Genomic DNA, 20,268 nt, shown 5'->3' on the forward strand with positions numbered 1-20,268 from the left:
AAGGCCAGCGTGGCAACCGCGGCCGGCGGCCAAGGCGCCACGCGCGCCGGCGGATCGGAACGCCCTCCGACGGCGGCCGGCACGGCCAGGGCCCCGGGGCGTATCCGGCCCAGCAGCGGCCAACGCCCGCGGGCCGCGGCCGCGCGGGTCTCCTGGCCTATTTCCCGGTAGTTGCGTGGGTCTCCCCCGAACTCCCGGTACAGGCTGCTTATGTCGCTGGTGTTATGCATCCCTGACTCCCCATGCGCCGCGAAGGCTTCCCCCACGCGCATTCCCTGTCTCAGCGGCCGAATCGATAGACAATCGTCCCCAGCTCATCGGACGCCTGTTGCTGCGTGACGCGCAATTGCGCATCGGCGCCCAGGCGGCGCATCCATGACTCATAAGCGCCCTCGAGAAATCCGGTGCTCCAGACCAAATGGCTGTCGCCGAAAGCCCCGCGCAGCGGCGCGCAATGATGGGCCAGCGCCAGATGATCCTCGGCCTCGGCAATCTCCACCCACCCCCAATCCAGCGGCCGCCACACCTGGTTGATGGCCGACTGCATATCGGCGACCGACGCGGCCTGCGGCAATACATGCCGGGCGGCGAACGTCTCGCCCGTGCGCCGCATCAGCGCGCGCAGGCGCTGCGCGGTCAGATCCTGGGCCAGCTCTTGCGCGAACGCGGCCAGCACATCGCGCCATTGGCTGGCACAGAGTCGTTCGTCGAGATGGGAGAGGATGGCGCTTTGCACATTAATCCTTCATTACAGACAGGCAAGAGGCTTCCGCCGGACGGGGACAGCGTCACGACACGCCGCGCGGCGGAAAAAAATGTGTAGGAGCAGAACAGAAACGGATGCACCAAACCGGGCAAGCACGGGAAAACCGTGTTGCCGGCGGCAAGCATCATGGCGAATCACCGCCGCAGGCCCACGGTCATCCCGCAAGGGCAGCGGCCCATACTTTGTGGTTCCCAGGCCTTGCATAGCCTGCATCCGCGAGTTGGCAAGGCGGAGCTGCGGGACTTTAGGCCGCATTCTTGGAGCATAACCTTGCGTCTTAGGCAGCGACTGAGCCACGGAACGATGTGACGAAGCAGGGAGGTATTGCGCGAATACCGGTGTAAACCGGCCTTCTGCGCGAGCCCAGGCCTCGACTTATATTTCCGAAAATCGCAAAATACATCGCATTATGGCGGGGTGCCGCAGTGAGTATATTAGTATAGCTGCGATGTAAATTAAAACATATAGATCTTCAGGATTTGCAAAGTCCACGCCACAGTCTGTCTCGCAGACTATATAGTTTGCACCCGTGCAAGTATTTGTACCCATAAACTCCGGGCAGCAGCGGGTATGCGCGGCCAATTGCAAGGGACCCTCAGATGTCGAGTACCACGCCAAAACTGCGCCCCGTCATATTGGTGGGGGGCACGGGCACCCGTCTATGGCCGCTTTCCCGCGGCAGCTATCCCAAACAGTTTCTGCCCCTGCTGGGCGATCTTTCGCCCTTGCAGGCGACCTGCGAGCGGGTCAACGGGCTTGGCGGCCAGGCGCCGATCTTCGTCGCCAATGAAGAACACCGCTTCATCGTCGCCGAACAGCTGCGCCAGATCGGCCAGCGCAAGCCGGCCATCCTGCTCGAACCGGCCGGGCGCAACACCGCCCCGGCCATCGCCCTGGCGGCCCTGCTGGCGCGGGCCGACGGCGACGACCCCGTGCTGCTGGTGCTGCCCTCCGATCATGCCGTGACCGACGTCGGGCGCTTCCAGGAGGCCGTGCGCCAGGCGCTGCCCGCCGCCCTGGAAGGCCGCCTCGTCACTTTCGGCATCCAGCCCGGCTACGCGGAGACCGGCTACGGCTACATCCGCGCCGGCGCGGTCGCACAGGGCGTGGCCGAGGTCGAGGCCTTTGTCGAAAAACCCGACGCCGCCACGGCGGCGCAGTACCTGGCCAGCGGCCGCTATTTCTGGAACAGCGGCATGTTCCTGTTCCGCGCCTCGCGCTACCTGCAGGCGTTGCAGGCGCACCGCCCCGACATCCTGGCGGCCTGCCGCCAGGCCATGGCCAGCCCGCGCCACGACGGCGATTTCCTGCGGCTGGACGAGGCCGCCTTCGCCGCCTGCCCCTCGGATTCCATCGACTATGCCGTCATGGAGCGCGATCCGGGCGTGGCCATGGTGCCGCTGGATGCTGGCTGGAGCGACATCGGCTCCTTCGCCTCGCTATGGCAATTGGCGCCGCAGGACGGCGAGGGCAATGCCCTGCGCGGCGACGTCATCGCCGAAGACTGCCGCAATGTCTATGCCTATTCCAGCCATCGCCTGGTCACGCTGCTGGGCCTGGACGACACCGTGGTCGTCGAGACCGCCGACGCCCTGCTGGTGGCCGCCCGCGACAAGGTCCAGGACGTGCGGCGCATTGTCGCCCGCCTCAACGCCGCCAAGCGCGCCGAAGCCTCCACCCACCGCCTGGTGTACCGCCCCTGGGGCAGCTATGACGCCATCGACGGCGGCGAACGCTTCCAGGTCAAGCGCATCCGCGTGGCCCCCGGCGCCCGCCTGTCGCTGCAGATGCACCACCACCGCGCCGAACACTGGATCGTCGTGACCGGCACGGCCCGCGTCACGCGCGGCGACGAGGTCTTCCTGCTGACGGAAAACCAGTCCACCTACATTCCCCTGGGCGTCAAACACCGCCTGGAAAATCCGGGTTCGATAGACCTGGAGCTCATCGAAGTGCAGTCCGGCCCTTATCTCGGCGAGGACGATATCGTCCGGTTTGACGACGTCTACGGCCGCTGATACCCCCTTACCCTTCCCATGCTCACCTACGCGACACCCAGCCATCCTCAGCGCTCGTTCATGGCCTTGACCGGCCTGACCTGCGCGCTGATCAACGCCGGCGTCTTTTTCTTCCTCACGCAGTCGACGGGCCTGATGTCGCCCATATTCCAGGGGTGGATACCGGCCATCCTGGCGGCCGGCGCGTTCGCGACCTTCGCCCGCTTCACGCTGCTGATCAGCGCGCGCAGCATGATCTGGATGCTGGGCCGCGGCGTGCTGCGCTGGCTGCAGGTGTTGTTCCTGGCCCTGATCGCGCTGTTTTTCCTGCCCGGCAGCACCACCGATACCGAATCCCTGCGCCTGCTGCTCGTCAAATGGGCGGCCGTCGCCTTGCCGCTGCAGACGCTCGGCCTCTACGCCCTGCGCCGCGCGGCCTATCGCCTGAACAACGCCCCCTCCAGCCGGCGCATGGCCGTCTTCTTCGGCATGGGCCCGGAGGCACGCAAGCTGGCCATGCGCCTGCGGCGCTCGCCCATCCTGGGCATCCATACCGCCGGCTACTACGCCGAGCAGCAGGTTCTCACGCGCAAGGGCGAACCCGAGCCGCCGCCCTATCTGGGCCGCTACCCGGACGCGCAGGCCCGTATCGACGCCGGCGACTATGGCATCGCCTTCGTCACCCTGGACGACCGGAAGAACGATCCCGTCGTCAGGGACCTGATGAACCGGCTGTACGACTCCACGGCCGCCATCTACCTGATGCCGGAGTCGCCCTTCCTGGGCGAACTGACGGCCAGCAGCGCCGAAATCGCCGGCGTGCCGCTGCTGGCCCTGCACGAAAGCCATATGCAGGGGCTGTCGCGCAGCCTCAAGCGCGCCATGGACCTCGCCATCGGCGGGCTGATGCTGCTGGCGGCCTCCCCCTTCATGCTGCTGATCGCCCTGGCCATCAAGCTCGACTCGCCGGGTCCGGTGATCTTCCGCCAGTTGCGCTATGGCGAGCGCGGCCTTCCCATCACGGTCTATAAGTTCCGTTCCATGCGCGCCGATGCGGGCAAGGAGGCCGACGGCACGCTGCGCCAGGCCCAGCAGGGCGATCCGCGCATCACCCGCATCGGCCGCTTCCTGCGCAAGAGTTCGCTGGATGAACTGCCCCAGCTTTTCAATGTGATGGCCGGCTCCATGAGCCTGGTCGGCCCGCGCCCGCACGCCGCCGAGCACAACGAAGTCTATCGCCGCATGATCCAGGGCTATATGCTGCGCCACAGCGTCAAGCCGGGCATCACCGGCTGGGCGCAGATCCATGGCCTGCGCGGCGAGACCGACACCCCGGAAAAAATGCTTCAGCGCGTGCGCTACGACCGCTATTACATCGCCAACTGGTCGCTGATGCTGGACCTGAAGATCCTGGCGCGCACCGCGCTGGTGATCTTCTGGGACCGCAACGCCTATTGAACGCTCAGGGCTCCTCGCCCATGGGGTCGCACATGGCCAGCTCCGGCCTGCGCCACTGGCAATCGGAGGGCTGCATCAAGCGGCGCAAGTCCTCCTTGCCCCGGCTGCCAAAGGTGTACTCCAGGCCGATGCGCACAAAGTTCTGCTTGTAGTCGTCGCCCGGCGAGCCGCCGGTCTGCTGGTCGCGATAGACATCCAGGATCCAGCGCAGATTGTCTTGCTGCTGCCACTGCAGCCGCGCGCCATAGCGGCGGATCTGCAACACCTGGCCGTCGCCGCCCGTGAAGGCGGTGTTGCGCTGGCGCGTGAGTTCCGCGCCCAGCTGCAGAGCGGTCTTGACGGTGGGCCGCCAGGTCACCGAGGCCAGGCCGCCGGTCTGCACCGAATACAGCACCGTGGGGTCATCGTCATAGGCATAGGGACGACGCCAGAACTGCAGGTCGAACCGCGTCTTGGGCGAATAGTCCCAGGTGGCGCGCCCCTGGAAGGTGAATAGATTGGTGTCGCGGTCGCCCAGGTGCTCATAGCGGCGCTTGAGCAGCCCGACGCGGGCCTGCAGCACCGTCTTGGGGCTGTAGTCCCAGCGCGCGGCGGCGAAGACCTCGTCGTCCGTGTAACGGTCGTCTATGGTCGCCACCAGGTCCGGCGTGCGGCCGTAGTAGTCGACGTTGCTGCGGCGCAAGCCCACCTGCGCGTCGGATCGGCCAAAACCGGTATAGCGCGCCGCCAGCTGCCAGCCGTCTTCCTTGCGGTCATACAGCGTCTTGTTGATGTCCTGGTCATAGCGCGTGCCGTTGCGAAAGACGCTGAACACCGGCAGTGTCAGGCGCTCGCTCACGCGCAGGCCGATCTCGGCCCCCTTGTTGTCCCGCGCCTGCATATCGCGGTCGGGCCAGGTGCGCGACAGATTGGGATTGAGCTGCTTCTGATAGCCGTAGTCGAAGCGTCCGGCCAACAGCCGCCCGGCGCGCCAGTGCAGGGCCGAGAGCATGTTGCCGGGCTGATGGTCCAGCTGGCGGTTGCTGGTGTAGCGGGCATCGCCCAGGGTGCCGCCCGCCTCCAGCCGGGTGTCGTCGGACAGCAGCGGCAGACGCAGCCCCAGCCCGGCCGAATTCACCATGACCCCCGCGCCGCGGATATCGTCGGCCATGGATTCGGGCAGCCGCGCCGGATTGCTCTGGTACTGGAACGAGCTGCCCAGCTGCACGGCATATTCGGCCGGACCGGGCGCTGCCATGGCGCAGGCGGCGTGCCAGGCCAGGCCGGCCGCGGCCAGCCGCGCCGTCCAGCCCCCCTGCCGGAGGGCCAGGATGGCCGCGCCTTCGGTCACGGCGCCGAACCGCGCCGCTTGCGCCACTGACGCCAGCACAGGACCGCGAAACGGGGGTCGTCGACCAGGTAGCGGCGCCACAGGCGGCGCGGATTGCTGGCCAGGCGCCAAAGCCATTCCAGGCCGGCGCGCTGCATCCACATGGGGGCCCGGCGCTGCAGGCCGATGGCGAATTCCATCGCCGCGCCCACGCATAGCAGGATGCCCCCAGGCAGGGCCGGAGCATGGTGCAGCGCCCAATTTTCTTGTTTAGGCATGCCCACGCACAGGAAGACCACATCGGGCTTGCGCTCCCGCACCCGGTCGGCAAAGGCCTGGCCTTCGGGCCCGACCGGATCGAAGCGCATGGACGGGCTGACCACCTCGATGTCCAACCCGGGGAAATACTGCGCGAAACGCTCGTGCAGCGCGGGCTCCGAGCCCGGCATGCCGCCCAGCAGCATCACGCGCCAGCCATCGCGCTGGGCCCGGCGGCACAGGGCGACGAAAAGATCGGAGCCGGTGATGCGCTCGGGCAACGGCTGGCCGAGCAGGCGGCTGGCCCATACCACCGGCATGCCGTCGGCAAAAATGAAATCCGCCTGCGCATAGCGGGCGCGGAAATCGGGCGCGGCGTCCAGGCGCACCACGTGGTCGACATTGGGCGTCACCACGATACGGGCGCGGCCGTCGCGGCGCACGGCGGCCTGCGATAGCGCTTCGACAGCCTGCCCGAAGGAGACGGCCGCGATGTCCAGATCGAACAGGCGCACGCTGGGCATCGCGGGCCCGGCGCTGTTTTCAACCGCGCGCAGCCCGGGGTCGGATACTTGCTGGGGACTAGGCAAGGGTAATCTCGATACGAAGGGCGGTTAGCTAAAAATAATGGTCTCACACTCGCATTTGAGAAAACCACATTCATTCAAGCCGGCACCCGCGTATTGTATTTAAAATACCTGCGGTGTGGCGCCCGGCCTGGGCTACTATTACACGCGCGCGCAACCTCACATTATCAAGGGACCGGAGAATAACGTGGCGGGTCGGAATATGACGTGGCAAAAAGCGGTGCTGGCGGCGCTGGTGGTCTACACGCAAGCCGCGGGCGCGCAGGACCTGCCCATCCCCGATCCGGTTGCGCCGGCGGCGGCCGGCGCCCCGGCGGAGTTCAAACGCTACAACGCGCCGGTCGAATCGCCGGCCTATACCCCTCCCCTGCCCCTGGGCGCGCCCGTGGAGGCGCCCGCGCCGGCGGTCTATACGGCGCCGCCCATCACGGCGCCGACCACGCGGCCCGTCAAGATCGGCAGCGGCAGGCGGGGCACCGAGGGCGATCTGGCCGGCAACCGCCTGCCCGACACCCTGCCCATCCCCTCCGCCGTCGCCGCCCCTTCGCCGGCCAACGCCGCCATGGAGCAGGCCATCGGCGGCGCGATAGGCGCCGTCGGTCCCGGCGACACGCTGGACATCAACATCATGGGCACGGGCAGCGCGCGCGCCACCGTTGATGCGGACGGACAGGTCGTGGTGGCGATGCTGGGCCAAGTCAAGGCGTCGGGCCTGACCCCGTCGGCCCTGGCCCGGCGCATCGAACAAGACCTCCGCAGCAAAGGCTATATGACCAATCCGCAGGTCGCGATCGAAGTGGTGACCCTGCGCAGCCGCATCGTCTCCGTGCTGGGCCAGGTCGCCCGGCCCGGGCGCTATCCCCTGGAAGGCCAACTGTCGGTGCTGGAGTTGCTGGCCATGGCCGGCGGCGCCACGCCCGGGGCCGCCGATATCGCCACGCTGGTGCGCCGCGCCGGCGGCGGCAATGACCGCATCAATCTCTATGTGGGCAACCGGCAATCGCCCTCGCAAACCGTGCAGGACACTGAACTGCAGCCCGGCGACGTGGTCTTCGTGCCCGAGGCGCCGCGCTTCTATGTCTACGGCGAGGTTGGCAAGCCCGGCGCCTACCCGGTCGAACCCGGCCTTAACGTGATGCGCGCCCTGGCGCTGGCCGGCGGCCTGACCCCGCGCGCCTCCGACAGCCGCATCGACCTGAACCGCACCGACGTGCTGACCGGCGAAGTCACCGACAAACGTGTCAAGCTCACCGACGCGGTCCAGCCCGGCGACGTCATCCACGTCAACGAACGCTTTTTCTGATGAATCGCCGCGCCCTGCTCTCGGCCTTGCTCCTGGCCCCGGGCTACGCCGCGCTGCCCGCCTGGGCGCGCGGCCAGCCCCCCTACGCCGTGCTGATCGGCGACTCCATCGCCGAAGGCGAAATCCAGCGCAAGGGCCGGCTCAACGTCCAGGGCCAGTTCATCCCTGACTACCCCTCCAGCCCGGGCCAGCTTTCCTACGAACTGGCGCAGTATTCCGGTGTGTTCCATTTCAACCAGGGGATAGGCGGGCAGACCTCCACCCAGGTCCGTGCGCGCTGGCGCCGTGATGCCTTGGCCGAAGACGACGATCCCGGCGACGGGCGCGGCCCGCGCACCCTGCCGGCCGGCACGCTGCCGCGCCTGATCTACCTGCATGTCGGCATCAATGACGTCGCCATGGGCATGCTGCCCCTGCGGACCATGCAGGACAATTTCATTTATTTCGCGCAGACCGCGGCCGAGAAAAGCATCCCCCTGGTCGTGGACAATATCGGCGCCTACCTCGGCATGACCGATGCCATGATCCTGCAGACCCGCGCCTTCAACGACTGGCTGCTGCAGGAGCTGGCGCCGCGCTATCCCGGCCTGCGGGTGGTGGATTATCTCTATTGGTCCAGCGGCGGCAGCAACGATTACCGCAAGCTCGCGCCGGGCATGTTCGCCGATGGGGTGCATCCCTCCACCACGGGCTATGCGGCTTTCGCGCGCTATGTGCACGAAACCCTGAAACTGCCGGCCAACAGCAGCGTGCAGTACGGATGACTATCGCGGCGCCCCGCCGCAAGGCCCTGGAACCCGACCATGATCCTGGACGCCAGCACCATTCCTGACGGCGCGACCCTGACCGCCGACCTGTGCATCGTCGGCGGCGGAGCCGCCGGCATCACACTGGCCCTGGCCCTGATGGATAGCGGGCTGGACATCGTGCTGCTCGAAAGCGGCGGGCCGCGCGAAACGCCCGCCGCGCAGGACCTCTACGCCGGCACGGTCGCCGATGCGCGCATGCATCCCGAGCCGGACCGCTACCGCCAGCGCCGCATGGGCGGCTCGACCACCATCTGGGGCGGGCGCTGCATGCCCTTCGACGCCATCGACTTCGAGCGGCGGGACTACATCGCGCACAGCGGCTGGCCCATCGGCCTGGACGACCTGCTGCCCTACTATCCCCGCGCGAACCAGCTGTGCGAGGCCGGCGACTTCGCCTATACCGTGCAGACGGCCTTCCATCATCCGGTGCGGCCCATGATAGGCGGCTTCGAGAGCGCGGCTTTTTCCACCGATACGCTGGAGCGTTTCAGCCTGCCCACCGATTTCGGCAGCCGCTACGCGCAGCGGCTGCGCCAAGGCCCCGTCCGCGTGGTGCAGCACGCCAATCTGTGCGGGCTCGACAGTGGCCCGGCCGGCGCCCCCGTGGGGCCGGCCCAGGTGCGCACCTTGGCCGGCACGGCCTTCACGGTCCAGGCGCGCCACTATGTGCTGGCGGCCGGCGGCCTGGAAACCGCGCGCCTGCTGCTGGCCAGCCCGGGCGCCAGCGGGCGCGGCCTGGGCAATGCCCACGATGTCGTGGGCCGCTACTACATGTGCCATGTCGCCGGCACCATAGGCGAAGTGGACCTGTCCGGCGCCAGCTCGGTCTGGCACGGCTATGAAATCAGCGACGAGGGCGTGTATTGCCGCCGGCGCCTGGCCCTGCGCGCCGCGGCCCAGCGCCGCCTGCGCGCCGGCAACTTCATCGCCCGCCTGCACCACCCGCGCATCCCGGACCCCGGGCATGGCAACGGCATCCTGTCGGCGCTCTACCTGGCCCGCCCCATCGTGCCCTATGAATACGCCAAGCGGCTCTACGGCGACACGCCGGGCTCGGCGGGCCTGTGGCTGCGGCATCTGCGCAATGTGCTGCTGGGCGCGCCGGCCACGGCGGGATTCCTGTGGCATATGCTCACCCAGCGCAAGCTGGCCGCGCGCAAGTTCCCGTCCATCATCGTCCATCCGCGCAATCGCCGCTACAGCCTGGACTTCCATGCCGAACAGGAGCCCAACCCGGACAGCCGGGTCACGCTGGGCAGCGGCCGGGACGCCCTGGGCATGCCGCGCCTGCACATCGACTGGCGCTATACCCGCCGCGATGTCGAGACGGTGCAGACCGCGCTGGCCGCCCTGGCCGAGGCGCTGGCGGCCAGCGGCGTGGGGCGCTTCGACTACGACCCGGCACAGGTCGAAGCCGAAATGACGCGCTACGGCGCCTATGGCGGCCACCACATCGGCACGGCCCGCATGGGCCGGGATCCGCGCGACAGCGTGGTCAACGCCGATTGCCGCGTGCACGAAGCCGCCAATCTCTCCATCGCCGGCTCGGCGGTCTTCCCGACCTCCGGCCAGGCCAACCCCACCCTGACCATCGTGGCGCTGGCCCTGCGCCTGGCCGATCATCTGCGCCGCGAGCTCCGCACGCCCGCCGCGGCCGCCCGCAAGGAGACCTCCCCAACATGAAGCAACGCATCCTGGTATTGGGCGCCAACGGCTATGTCGGCCGGCGCGTGATGGCGCAACTGGCGGCCAGCGATTGGGCCGAACCGGTGGCCGGCGTGCGACGGGCCCGCGGCCAGGGCCGCGAGATCGTGCTCGACGCCACCGACGCCGCGTCGGTGGCGCGCGCGCTGGGCGAGGCCGATGCCGCCGTCAACTGCGTGGCGGGCCCGGCCGAGACCATGACGGCCGGCGCCCGGGCGCTGGCCAGCGCCCTGGATGCCAAGCCCGCGCCCCTGGTGCATTTCAGCTCGATGGCCGTCTATGGCCCGGCGCAGGGCGACATCGGCGAGGACCATCCGCTAGCCCAGGGCATGGAGGGCTATGCCGGCGCCAAGGTCGAGGCCGAGCGCCTGCTGTCCTCGCGCCCGGCCGTGGTCACGCTGCGCCCGGGCTGCATCTACGGCCCGCAAAGCCCGCAATGGAGCTTGCGCATCGCGAGCCTGCTGCGCGCCCGCCGCATCGGCGACCTGGGCGCGGCCGGCGACGGCTGCAGCAATCTGGTCTATATCGACGATGTCGTGGCCGCCGTGTTGGCCGGCCTGCGCGCGCCGGCCGGCGTCTACAACCTCGCCATGGCGCAGGCGCCGGACTGGAACGCTTATTTCCTGGCCTATGCCCGGGCGCTGGGCGCGGTCCCGCTCAAGCGCATCGGCGAGCGCCGCCTGAAGATCGAGACCCATCTGCTCGCGCCCGCCCTGAAGATCGCCGAGATCGGCCTCGGCCGCATGGGCCTGCGCGTGCCGCCGCCCATCCCGCCCTCGCTGGCACGCCTGTGGCGCCAGCCCATACGCCTGCTCTCCGAGCGCGCCGAACGCGAACTTGGCCTGCGCTGGACGCCCCTGCAAGAGGGACTGGCGGCAACCGTCGCGGCAGACCGCGCTTGATGACGCCGAACCCAGGAGAAACCGCCGTGCACTACCCCTACCGCGTCGCCGCCCAGATCAGCATGTACCCCATGGACTACCCCCATGCGGCGCTCCTGCTGCCGCACCAGATCCGTGTCTGGGCGCCCATGGTGGACCGCATCCTGGTCACCATCGACACCCACCGCAGCCGTTCGGGACGCTACCGGGGCACGCATTTTGACGAATACCGCGCCAAGCTGCTGGCGCTGGCGCGCGAGCTGCGCCGCGACACGCCCAAGCTGGACGTCATCGAGGTGGACTATGCGCCCGAGGCGCGGCGCGAGGTGGCGCAATCCTTCTTCGGCGCCGATGACATCCCCGTCAAGGCCTGGGACGGCGGCCCCTTCTATGCCTACTTCTACGGCATGCACCACAGCCAGGCGCGCCACATCGTCCACTTCGACGGCGACATGCTGTTCGGCGGCGGCAGCCGGCGCTGGGTCGAGGAGGCCATCGCCTATACCGAACAAGATCCCAGCGTCCTGCTCACCGGGCCCTTTCCAGGCCCGCCGCGCGCCGACGCGGCGGTCTATGGCCATGGCCAGCCCGAACCCCGGCGCACGGAGATCGCCGGCGCGCCGGCCTATCGCTTCCAGAGCGCCAGCACCCGCATCTTCATGCTGGACATGGAGCGCCTGCGCGCCACGCTGGGCCATCTGCCGCTGCTGCCGCCCGGCGCGCTGCAGCGCCTGAAATCGCATCTGCTGGGCAACCCGCCGCATGTGCGCGAGGCCGAAGTCATCCTGGGCGAGGTGCTGCGCGCGCGGGGGCTGTACCGCGTCGACCTGCTCGGATCCGCGCCCGGCCTATGGTCACTGCATCCGCCCTATCGCGGCGCGGAGTTCTATCGCAGGCTGCCGGAACTGATCGCCGCGGTCGAATCGGGCGAGCTGCCCGAGGCCCAGCGCGGCCACTACGACATCCACGACAGCATGATCGACTGGTCTTCGCAGCGCGCCGCCACGCGCCGCCACAAGCGCTGGCTGCGCATGCTCAAAGACCGGCTACGGATCGGCGGGTAGCGGCCTTGGAGGCCTCCTGCTCGCGGGGCTTCTTGAAGAGGTTGATCAGCGGCCTTTCCATCAGGTAGTAGACCGCCAGGCCTGCCACGGTGCAGGCCGCGATGCCCACCACGCAAAATCCCACCCGGCCGCCCGGCAGGCTGTCCAGGTGCAGCTTGCGCCAGCCCTGGCTGAGCGCCGACAGCACGAAGGCATGCGACAGGTAAAGCGAGTAAGAGGCGTCGCCCAGCCTGTGCAGCATGTCCAGGCGCGGCAAGGCCTGGAAGCGCTCCAGCAGGATCGCCCCCATCACGATGGCCGCCGACGGCACGCCCTGGGCCAGCGGGCGCGAAGCGTCCGGCGCGAACACCGAGGCCAAGGCGATGGCGGCGAAACCGCCCAGCACCAGCAGCCAGCCCAGGGCCGCCGACCCGCCTTGATGCGGCCGCGAGAACCACCACCCTATGCTCATGCCCAGCAGGAACTCCAGCACGATATCCGAGGTATAGACCTTGAGGATAGGCGTGTCGTCGCCCACCACGAACCAGCCCAGCATGCTGATGCCGACCAGCACGATGGCCGTCACGGCAAAACGCCAGGCCGTGGGCAGGACCAGCGTCAGGCCGAAGATGACGTAATACAGCATCTCGTAATTGAGGGTCCAGCCCACCGTCAGCACGGGCTCGATCAGCCCCGCCGGATTGGGCACCATCACGAAGAAGTACGAGGCGATCACGTGGAACAGGCCGAAGCGCGTGGTCTGCATCAGCTGCGGCGCGATCAGCATCACCGCGACGGCGACCGAGGTCAGCAGCCAGTACAGGGGGATGATGCGCACGGCGCGGCGGCGGTAGAACTCCAGCACGCCGACCTTCCTGTCGCGGGTGGTGATCCACATCAGAAAACCGCTCAGGACAAAGAAGATGTCTACGCCCGCGGCCAGCCAATGCGGCCAATAGCCTTGGTAGCCCATGCGCTCGAGCTGCGGATGCAGGTGGACCACCACCACCATCATGGCCGCGATCCCGCGCAGATACTGAATCGAAATAATGTCCATGAATCATCGTCCAGGAAAGATCCGGCCGGCTGCCGGCGCGGCGGAGAAAACCCAGGCCCGGCTCATGTCCGCGCTCCGGCCATGCCCTCGTCGCGGCGCACCTCGCGCCAGGCCATGACGGCGACGGCCAGCCCATAGCAGGCCTCGCCCACCAGAATGCCGGCGGCCGCGCCGACCGGGCCGAGTTTGAGCATACCGATATAGCTGGTGCCCAGGGCGATCAGCGCGCAGACCAGCGTGCCGGCGCTCAAGGCGCGGAAGCGCTGGCGCAGCAAAGGCACCATCATGATGGGTTCGCGGATCACCATCAGCACGAACAGCCCCGTCCACAGCAAGAGCAGCGTATCGCGCTGCGGAAAATCCTTGCGCATCAGGTCCAGGAAGATCCAGTCGCGCAGCAGCCAGATGACGCCGCCATAGAGCAGCGTGGACAGCGCCAGCGCCAGCGAGAACAGCATCAGCCGCCGCAAGGTGCGCCGCGCGCCCATGGCATGCATCCAGCCCGAGGCCAAGGGCGTGAGCTGCTTCTGCATGCCGGCCAGCAAGAGATTGATGGGCATGAGCGTCAGCCGCGAAGCCGCCAGCGCCGCCACCGCCGCCAGGTCCAGCGTCGCGGCGGTCAGGAAGTTGTAGCCCTGGTTGAAGAGCCAATAGATCACCCCGCCCGAGGCGGCCCAAAAGCCCATGCGCGCAATCTCGCGCAGGCGGCCCGGCGCGGCCTGGGCGTCGATATCGCCGGCCAGCGCGCGGCGCAGGATGGCCGCGCAGGCCAGCGCCGCGGCCATGCCCGCCAGCAGCGCGCCCACGGCGGCCGCCGGCGCGCGCACGGCCAGGGCGCAGCCGGCCAGCAGCACCGCCACATAGGCGGCATCGGCGCCCAGCACCTGCTGCGGACGGTGATACATCAACAAGATGCCGCGCAGGTATTCGCGATACAGCGCGGCCAGCACCAGGCCGACGGCCGCGGCCGCCACGGCGGCGGATTCGCCGTCGAACAGGCCCGCCGCCCAACCGCCCAGTATCACGGCCAGGGCCAGCAGCCCGCCCCGCAGGCCCAGGCGCTTCTGGTCGCGCAACAGGCTGCCCATCCATTGGCGCCGCTGCGGCCCGTCCAGCCCCGGCAGGCGGATCACCATCGGCGTGCCGATGAAGGTGCCTTGCAAGGTCGTCAGCAGCATCATAGTGTTGAAGGCCAGGATGTAATAGCCGTACTGGGCCTCGGCCGCATAACGGATCAGGATCAGGCCCACGGCGAAATTCGCCGCCGACAGCATGGCCTGGTCGGCGATCGAGCTGCCGAACAGGCGCGCCAGGCCCGAAGCCGAGGAAGCGGGCCGCCTCATCGGGAATCCCGGTCGGTCTTGATCCAGTGCCGGTTGCGCCGGTTGCGCAACAGCACCACCAGTTTCCACAGCACGAAAAAGGGCGCGCGCAGGAGGTCCAGCAAGGCGCGCGGCCCCAGCGGCGAGAGCTGCCAGCCGCGCAGCACATGCAAGGCCAGCACAGCCAGCAGGCCCAGCGCCAGCAGCGGCCAGAACGCCAGCCCGGCGCCCGGCAGCGCCAGGGCGGCCAGGCCGCCCAGCACGAACAAGGCCCCGGTCTGCAGGACGATATAGCCCAGCGGCAGGGTCAGCAGATCGATGGCCAGCTCCAGGCAGAGCCAGCTCGGCCGCCCCAGGCCCTGGCGCAGCAGACGGCCCGCATAGGCCTTGAGCACGGCCAGGCGTCCGCCTTCCCAGCGCTGGCGCTGCGTGCGCGAGCCTCGCTCGGAGGCCACCAGCTCGGCGTCGGCGCTGGCCTCGTCGATATAGACGACGCGGCGCCCGGCCAGGCCCAGCACGATGCCGTACTCCACGTCCTCGGCCATCGAATGGATGTTGAAGGGCACCTCGCGCAGCAAGGCGTGCGTCATGCACATGCCGTTGCCGCGCAGGCCATTGGAGGCATGCAGGCGTTCGCGCGCCCGGCCGCGCACGGCGTGGAAGGCGCCATAGGCGATGGTGATGATGCGCGTGCGCCAGGAGTCGTCCGGGTTGAGCACGCCATAATGGACCTGCATCACCTCCGCCCCCTGCTCGATGCGCGCCGCACAGGCGGCCAGCAGATTGGGCGTGACTTCGGTGTCGGCGTCGATCACCGCCACCGCGTGGGCAAAACCGTCGGCCGCGCTGCGCGCGATGCCGAACTCCAGCGCATAGCCCTTGCCGCGCTGCTCGGGATTGTGGCGCTCGATCACTTCGGCGCCGGCCGCGCGCGCCAGCGCCGCCGTGTTGTCAGTGCAGTTATCGGCGATGACGACGATGCGATAGTGCTCGCGCGGCCAATCGATGGCGGCCAGGCTGCGCACCGTGCGCTCGATCACGGCCGTTTCGTTATGCGCCGGCACCAGGATGTCGAAGCGCATGTCGCGCCGCCGCGGCTGCGGCCGCGGCAGGCGCGCCGACAGCAGCGTCAGCAGGCCCAGATAAAGGGTCGCCGCCGTGACCGGCAAGGCGATGATAAACAGCAGGAGGTGCAGGATCAGGGCCATGATGCTCAGGCGTACTCGTGATAGCGCCCACCCCACAGGACGGACAGTTTTCCGTAGTTGGCGTAGGCGCGTCCCAGCCAATGGACGGCGTGATGGCGGCCCAGCGGCCAGCTCAGCAGCGCCAGCAGGCCGGCGGCGGCCATCTGCGCGGCCGCGCGCGCATAGAAGCGCAGGCGCCGCGCCGGTCCCGGCCGCTCGCCCAGCCGGCCGGCCTCGAAATGGATGGCGAAGTCCTGGCCGCCGCGCAGCGCGCGCTTCACTATCCAGCCGGCCGTCATGCGGCTCTCGGCCACCGGCTCGGCCACATGCGCCTCATCGCACCAGACAATGCGCGCCCCCTCTCCCACCAGGCGCATCAAGGTGTCGCCATCCTCGCCGCCAGTCAGGCCATAGGCCGGATCGAAGGCCTGCGGGCGGCGCTTGAGCCAGTCGGCCAGGATGAAGAAATTGCCGATGCGCAACGCATTGCGCGGCACCACCTCGCCCGTGCGGAAACGCGGCCCGTCATAGAAACGCCCGCGGCGCACCCAGGCCGGCGCGCTGTCCGGGAGCTCGGGCAGCACGGGCGCCTGCACGGCATCGGCGCCGAACCGGGCGGCCGCCTGGGCCAGGAGGGCCAGCCATTGGGGCGGAGCCCGCTCGTCATCGTCGATCATCGCCAGCCACTGTCCGCGGGCCAGCGCGACCGTCATATTGCGGGTCAGCGAAATATTCTTTTCGGGCTGGATGGCGTAGTCCAGCCGCACGCCCAGCGCCTGCAGCGCCGGCTGGCGCGCCTGGACCACGGCCCGGGCGCTGCCTGCGGCATCATTGTCCACCACGACCACCTGGGCCGGCACGAGCGTCTGCGCCGCCAGGTCGCCGAGCAGGGCGTCCAGCAGCGGCGCGCGCCGGTAGGTGGCGATGCAGACGGTGATCGGGCCGGCGCTCATGGCTTGTCCTCATAAACCAATTCATACCAGGGGCTGGGCGACGCCCCGGCCTGCACGCGCACGCGCGCTCCGTCGACGCCCTGGACCACGTCGGTGGCCGGCAAGGGCGGCCGGCGCCGGCCTTCGCCGTCCAGCGGATAGACCGTCAGGCGGCCGGCGCGGGCGGACAGGCCGAGCGTGGCCGGCATGCGGCGCAGCCAGGCCGGCGGCCGCGTGGCGTAGTCGCCCGAAGGTCCCGCCGAACCGGGATCGGGCTCCAGAGTGTAGCCAGCCGCCCCGCCCCGATAGGGAATCCGCAGCTTGGGCCGCTGCGGCATCGAGCCGGGCTGCGTGCCGGTCGTGTCATTGCCCAGGCTCAAGAGCAGATGGCGCGAGCGCGCCAGCGGCTGCCCGTCCAGGCAGGTCAGCATGGCGCTGACCGGGCCGGCGCCGTCGAACTGCATCCAGGCCGGCCCGCTGCCCACCGGCGCGCTGCCGGCGGCGCCGAAGACCGCCCACAGACAGGGCGCCTGGATCAGGACATGACCGTCCGCCCGGTTCAGCACGGCGGTCGGCGCGGCGTCCGGCGCGCGCACCGGGGCATCGGGCGCCGGCGCCAGGTCCAGCGCCACCCGGCCCTGCAAAGCCCATTGCGGCTGCACGCCCAGGCCTTCGGCCAGCCCGGCCGTGATGGCGTCAAAGCGCCGGTCGGCGCCCAGGAGCAGGCGCTGCCGAGGCCCCACTGGAATGTCGATGCGCTCCGGCAGCGCCTGCAGCAGCGGCTGGCGAAACAGGCGCGCGCTCTGGCCGGCCAGGGCCATGCGCCCCCAGTCGCCGCTCAGGGCAAAACGCGAGGGCGATTGCGGCAGGCGCTGCGCATCGCTGTAATCGAAGTAGAACAGGCCATCCCAATCCTGCAGGGCGGCCATGGCGCTCATCAGCGGCAATATCTCCGCCCCGCGGGGATTGGGAAAAGGCTGGTTGAACTCGCTCACCACGAAAGGCCGCTTGCGGTCGCGCCGCAAGGACAGGGCCAGCACGCGGGCGAATTCGTTGTCGCTGGCGTTCAGGTCCGGAATGCGCCAATCGTCGGCCGAGCGGATATCCGGATGCGCCACGTAGAAGTGTTCGTCGATATAGTCCATGGCCGGCTGGGAATCGAAATTCATCAATCCGCCAAACCCCATCTGCGTGCCGGTCACCGGCACCGGCGCGCCGGCGCTGTCGTGCACCACCCGACGCAGGCGCTCGAAATACGCCTGGTCGGTCGCCGCCAGGAAGCGCAGGAAGTCCTGTTCGCGCGGATCCGCCTGGGCCGGTCCGCCTGGCCCCAGCCAGGCATGGACACGCCGGGCGATCCCCGCGCGCAGCTGGGCCAGGCCATTTTCATAAACGGGCTGCTGCCCGCCCGGTTCCGGAAACTCGGTCGCATCGCCGCCCGGACAGCCGCCCCAGGCCGCGCAGGCCTGCGCCAGCGAACCATGGCGGGCCAACAGCCAAGCCTGCCAGCGCTTGCGCAGCTGCGGGGCGTAGGCCGACGGAACCGCCGCCTGCCAATCCGGGCCCAGCCAGGCGGCCAGCAGCGAAGACTCATTGTTGATCTCCACCATCGCCAGCGCCGGATTGTCTTTCAGGCCCAGCCGCGCGATCAGCTGGCGGGCGTACTCCTCCTGCATGGCGATCAGGCGCGGATCGTAGAGGTGGATGGGCGCGGTGAGGGCAGGCATGTCGGCCCCGCCATCGAGCGCGGGCAGGTCGTCCACGCCGGGACGGAAGCGATAGCCCACGTGCAGATTCAGGTTGACGTAGATTCCCTCGGCGGCCAGCGCCTGGATCAGGCCGCGCAGCCTGGCCACGGCCGGCTGGCTGAAACTCGGAAACGGCCCGGGCGTCAGGATGCTGATGGGGGCATCCGGATAGTCGGACGGCAGCGAATCGAGGTGATGCAGGCGCACCGCGTTAAAGCCCAGCCTGCGCAGCTGCCGCGCCAGGCTGGCCGCTTCGCCGGCATCCGGGAAATTGGCGCCGAACGACAGGTTGACGCCAAAGAACCGCACCCGCTCGCCGGCCCGGCCGTCGGCGCCTGTCCGGAAGAAATGCCCGTCGCGCGCGACGATGCGCGCCGAGGCATCCAGCGGCCGGTTGAGAAAAGCCACCTCGGGCGCGCCCGACAGATTCGCCGGATCCATCCCGAAGACGAACCAATCGGCCGGCGCGGCCAGCGCCGCGCGCGCCGCCAGCAACAACATCAGGCAGCACGCCGCCGCGCGGCCCCTCATGCCCCGCGCTCCCGGCGCGGCGCATAGCCCGGCCTGGGCGCGGCGGCACGGCGTTCGGCGCGCCGCCGCGCGCCATCCATCGCCAGCCGGCCGCTGATGGCCAGCGACGAATAGATGAACATGATGTTCTGGAAATTGGTGTCGCGCAGGATCTGGCTTTCCGAGAAATTGCTGACCATGATCGTCACGCAGATGCCCAGGTGCATCGCCGCATCCTCGCGGTCGATCCGGTAGAGCCGCAGGATGCTCACGACATGCCAGAACAGGCAGGCGAGAAACAGCCCCATCCCCACCTGCCCCAGGTCCAGCAGGATGTCGAGATAGCCGTTGTGCGCCTGCCCGGGCAGCCAGCCCAGCTTGTCGCCGATGAACTGCGCCGGTCCGCCCTCGCCCACCCAGAAAGCGCTATAGCCTATGCCCAGCAGCTTGTGGCGTTCGATGGCGATATCCACCAGGGCCCAGATCTCGCCCCGGCCGGTCAGGTCGCTGCTCTTGTTGAACAAGGACGTGACCACCTGGACCACATCGTCGACCTGCGGCATGCGGCCCACCGCCACGAAAAACACCAACAGGAAATAGAGCAGGAAAAGCAGGCTGCCGAGCAGCAGGATCTGGCCGGTATGCTGTCCGCCCAAAAAACGTTTGCGCGAAATCAGGTAGACACCCGCGCCCAGCGCGGTCACCAGGATGGCGGTGGCGCTCTTGGTCATCACCAGCATGAAGGCGCTGAACAGAAAACCCGCGATGGCCAGGCGGCGGATACGCGGCGTCATCACCCATTCGCGCAGCCAGAGCAGCACGGCGAAGCCGGCGATCGAGCCCAGCATGTTTTTCTGCCAGGTGATGCCGCGCCAGGCATTGCCCAGCAAGGCGTCCACGCCCACGCTGGGCACCAGCAGCGCCACGAAGAAGGACAGCACCAGCACGAGGGAGTAGGTCCCCAGCACCACCCGCAGGAACTGGCGCGGGCCGCTCAGGGGCGGCGCCACCGCCAGGCCGATCAGGACCAGGCCGGCGAAGATGACGGTGCGCTTGAGCGTGATGTCGGGATAGGGAGACCAGGCCGTGCTGGCCAGGCAATACACCACCAGCAGGAGAAGAAAGAGATTGGAGGCGCGCAGATTCGTGAGCATGACGGGCAGATGCCTCCATGCCACGATGGCCGCGCCCAGAAAGAGCGAGGCATACTGCACCTGGCGCAGCATCGATCCCTGCATCACCGTATGGGTCGCCTGCGGACCCAGCTCGCCGACCGAAAGCGTATCCGGCACGATGGCAAACAGCAGGCTCAGGCCCACCAGCAGCCACACGGCCCAGCGGCTGCCCCGGCTTTGCCCGCCGGCGTCCGGAAGGACGGTCTGCGCGCCCATGGCCCT

Annotated in this window: 17 protein-coding genes; 7 read left to right on the forward strand and 10 right to left on the reverse strand. The window is 68.8% G+C overall.

Going from position 1 to position 20,268, the window contains the following annotated elements; translation table 11 throughout:
• A partial coding sequence (gene bcsP, locus AXA74_RS24380) for a cellulose biosynthesis protein BcsP (protein ID WP_248845113.1) occupies nt 1–230 on the reverse strand: 230 nt, incomplete at its 3' end.
• A gap of 50 nt (nt 231–280) precedes the next feature.
• Nucleotides 281–736 (reverse strand): cellulose biosynthesis protein BcsD, encoded by a 456-nt coding sequence (gene bcsD, locus AXA74_RS12185; protein WP_029577396.1) that lies wholly within the window; start codon nt 734–736, stop codon nt 281–283.
• A gap of 629 nt (nt 737–1,365) precedes the next feature.
• On the opposite strand from bcsD, the gene AXA74_RS12190 reads away from it, so the two are divergent.
• On the forward strand, nt 1,366–2,784 hold the full coding sequence (locus AXA74_RS12190; RefSeq protein WP_032979762.1) for a mannose-1-phosphate guanylyltransferase/mannose-6-phosphate isomerase: 1,419 nt from the start codon (nt 1,366–1,368) through the stop codon (nt 2,782–2,784).
• Between the two features lie 18 nt (nt 2,785–2,802).
• Nucleotides 2,803–4,221, forward strand: a complete 1,419-nt coding sequence (locus AXA74_RS12195; protein ID WP_223850511.1) for an undecaprenyl-phosphate glucose phosphotransferase — start codon at nt 2,803–2,805, stop codon at nt 4,219–4,221.
• A gap of 4 nt (nt 4,222–4,225) precedes the next feature.
• Here AXA74_RS12195 and AXA74_RS12200 read toward each other — a convergent pair whose 3' ends face one another.
• Together AXA74_RS12200 and AXA74_RS12205 are read right to left on the reverse strand one after the other, a co-directional pair.
• Nucleotides 4,226–5,590 (reverse strand): porin family protein, encoded by a 1,365-nt coding sequence (locus AXA74_RS12200; protein ID WP_126623560.1) that lies wholly within the window; start codon nt 5,588–5,590, stop codon nt 4,226–4,228.
• Nucleotides 5,548–6,378 (reverse strand): WecB/TagA/CpsF family glycosyltransferase, encoded by an 831-nt coding sequence (locus AXA74_RS12205; protein ID WP_223850510.1) that lies wholly within the window; start codon nt 6,376–6,378, stop codon nt 5,548–5,550. Before AXA74_RS12205 ends, AXA74_RS12200 begins: the two co-directional genes overlap by 43 nt.
• Before the next feature lie 199 nt (nt 6,379–6,577).
• Between AXA74_RS12205 and AXA74_RS12210 the strand changes: the two genes are divergently transcribed.
• From AXA74_RS12210 to AXA74_RS12230, 5 genes are read left to right on the forward strand one after another with little or no spacing between them, the layout of a single operon-like run.
• Entirely contained in the window at nt 6,578–7,678 is a 1,101-nt protein-coding gene (locus AXA74_RS12210) for an SLBB domain-containing protein (RefSeq protein ID WP_048939962.1), read from the forward strand.
• Complete coding sequence (locus AXA74_RS12215; protein WP_029577402.1) at nt 7,678–8,442, forward strand: SGNH/GDSL hydrolase family protein; 765 nt, start codon at nt 7,678–7,680, stop codon at nt 8,440–8,442. Before AXA74_RS12210 ends, AXA74_RS12215 begins: the two co-directional genes overlap by 1 nt.
• Nucleotides 8,443–8,481: 39 nt before the next feature.
• Nucleotides 8,482–10,170, forward strand: a complete 1,689-nt coding sequence (locus tag AXA74_RS12220; RefSeq protein WP_029577403.1) for an FAD-dependent oxidoreductase — start codon at nt 8,482–8,484, stop codon at nt 10,168–10,170.
• Entirely contained in the window at nt 10,167–11,093 is a 927-nt protein-coding gene (locus AXA74_RS12225; protein WP_029577404.1) for an NAD-dependent epimerase/dehydratase family protein, read from the forward strand. Before AXA74_RS12220 ends, AXA74_RS12225 begins: the two co-directional genes overlap by 4 nt.
• Nucleotides 11,094–11,119: 26 nt before the next feature.
• Nucleotides 11,120–12,136, forward strand: a complete 1,017-nt coding sequence (locus tag AXA74_RS12230; RefSeq protein WP_095075209.1) for a capsular biosynthesis protein — start codon at nt 11,120–11,122, stop codon at nt 12,134–12,136.
• Here AXA74_RS12230 and AXA74_RS12235 read toward each other — a convergent pair.
• From AXA74_RS12235 to AXA74_RS12260, 6 genes are all read right to left on the reverse strand, one after another.
• Complete coding sequence (locus AXA74_RS12235; protein WP_029577406.1) at nt 12,108–13,172, reverse strand: acyltransferase family protein; 1,065 nt, start codon at nt 13,170–13,172, stop codon at nt 12,108–12,110. The two genes, AXA74_RS12230 and AXA74_RS12235, sit on opposite strands and share 29 nt — an antisense overlap.
• A 62-nt stretch (nt 13,173–13,234) precedes the next feature.
• Nucleotides 13,235–14,515 carry a polysaccharide biosynthesis protein gene (locus AXA74_RS12240; protein ID WP_032979765.1) on the reverse strand — a complete coding sequence of 427 codons (1,281 nt, stop codon included), beginning with the start codon at nt 14,513–14,515 and terminating at the stop codon, nt 13,235–13,237.
• A complete protein-coding gene (locus tag AXA74_RS12245; protein ID WP_029577408.1) occupies nt 14,512–15,702 on the reverse strand; it encodes a glycosyltransferase family 2 protein in 1,191 nt (396 codons plus the stop codon). Before AXA74_RS12245 ends, AXA74_RS12240 begins: the two co-directional genes overlap by 4 nt.
• Before the next feature lie 5 nt (nt 15,703–15,707).
• Entirely contained in the window at nt 15,708–16,634 is a 927-nt protein-coding gene (locus AXA74_RS12250; protein ID WP_029577409.1) for a glycosyltransferase family 2 protein, read from the reverse strand.
• Entirely contained in the window at nt 16,631–18,892 is a 2,262-nt protein-coding gene (locus tag AXA74_RS12255) for a capsular biosynthesis protein (RefSeq protein ID WP_032979767.1), read from the reverse strand. Before AXA74_RS12255 ends, AXA74_RS12250 begins: the two co-directional genes overlap by 4 nt.
• Nucleotides 18,889–20,262, reverse strand: a complete 1,374-nt coding sequence (locus AXA74_RS12260; protein WP_051594012.1) for an O-antigen ligase family protein — start codon at nt 20,260–20,262, stop codon at nt 18,889–18,891. Before AXA74_RS12260 ends, AXA74_RS12255 begins: the two co-directional genes overlap by 4 nt.
• Nucleotides 20,263–20,268: the final 6 nt, after the last annotated feature.

The organism is Bordetella hinzii LMG 13501, from assembly GCF_001548475.1.
In the GTDB taxonomy this organism is placed as follows: Bacteria; Pseudomonadota; Gammaproteobacteria; order Burkholderiales; family Burkholderiaceae_B; genus Bordetella; species Bordetella hinzii.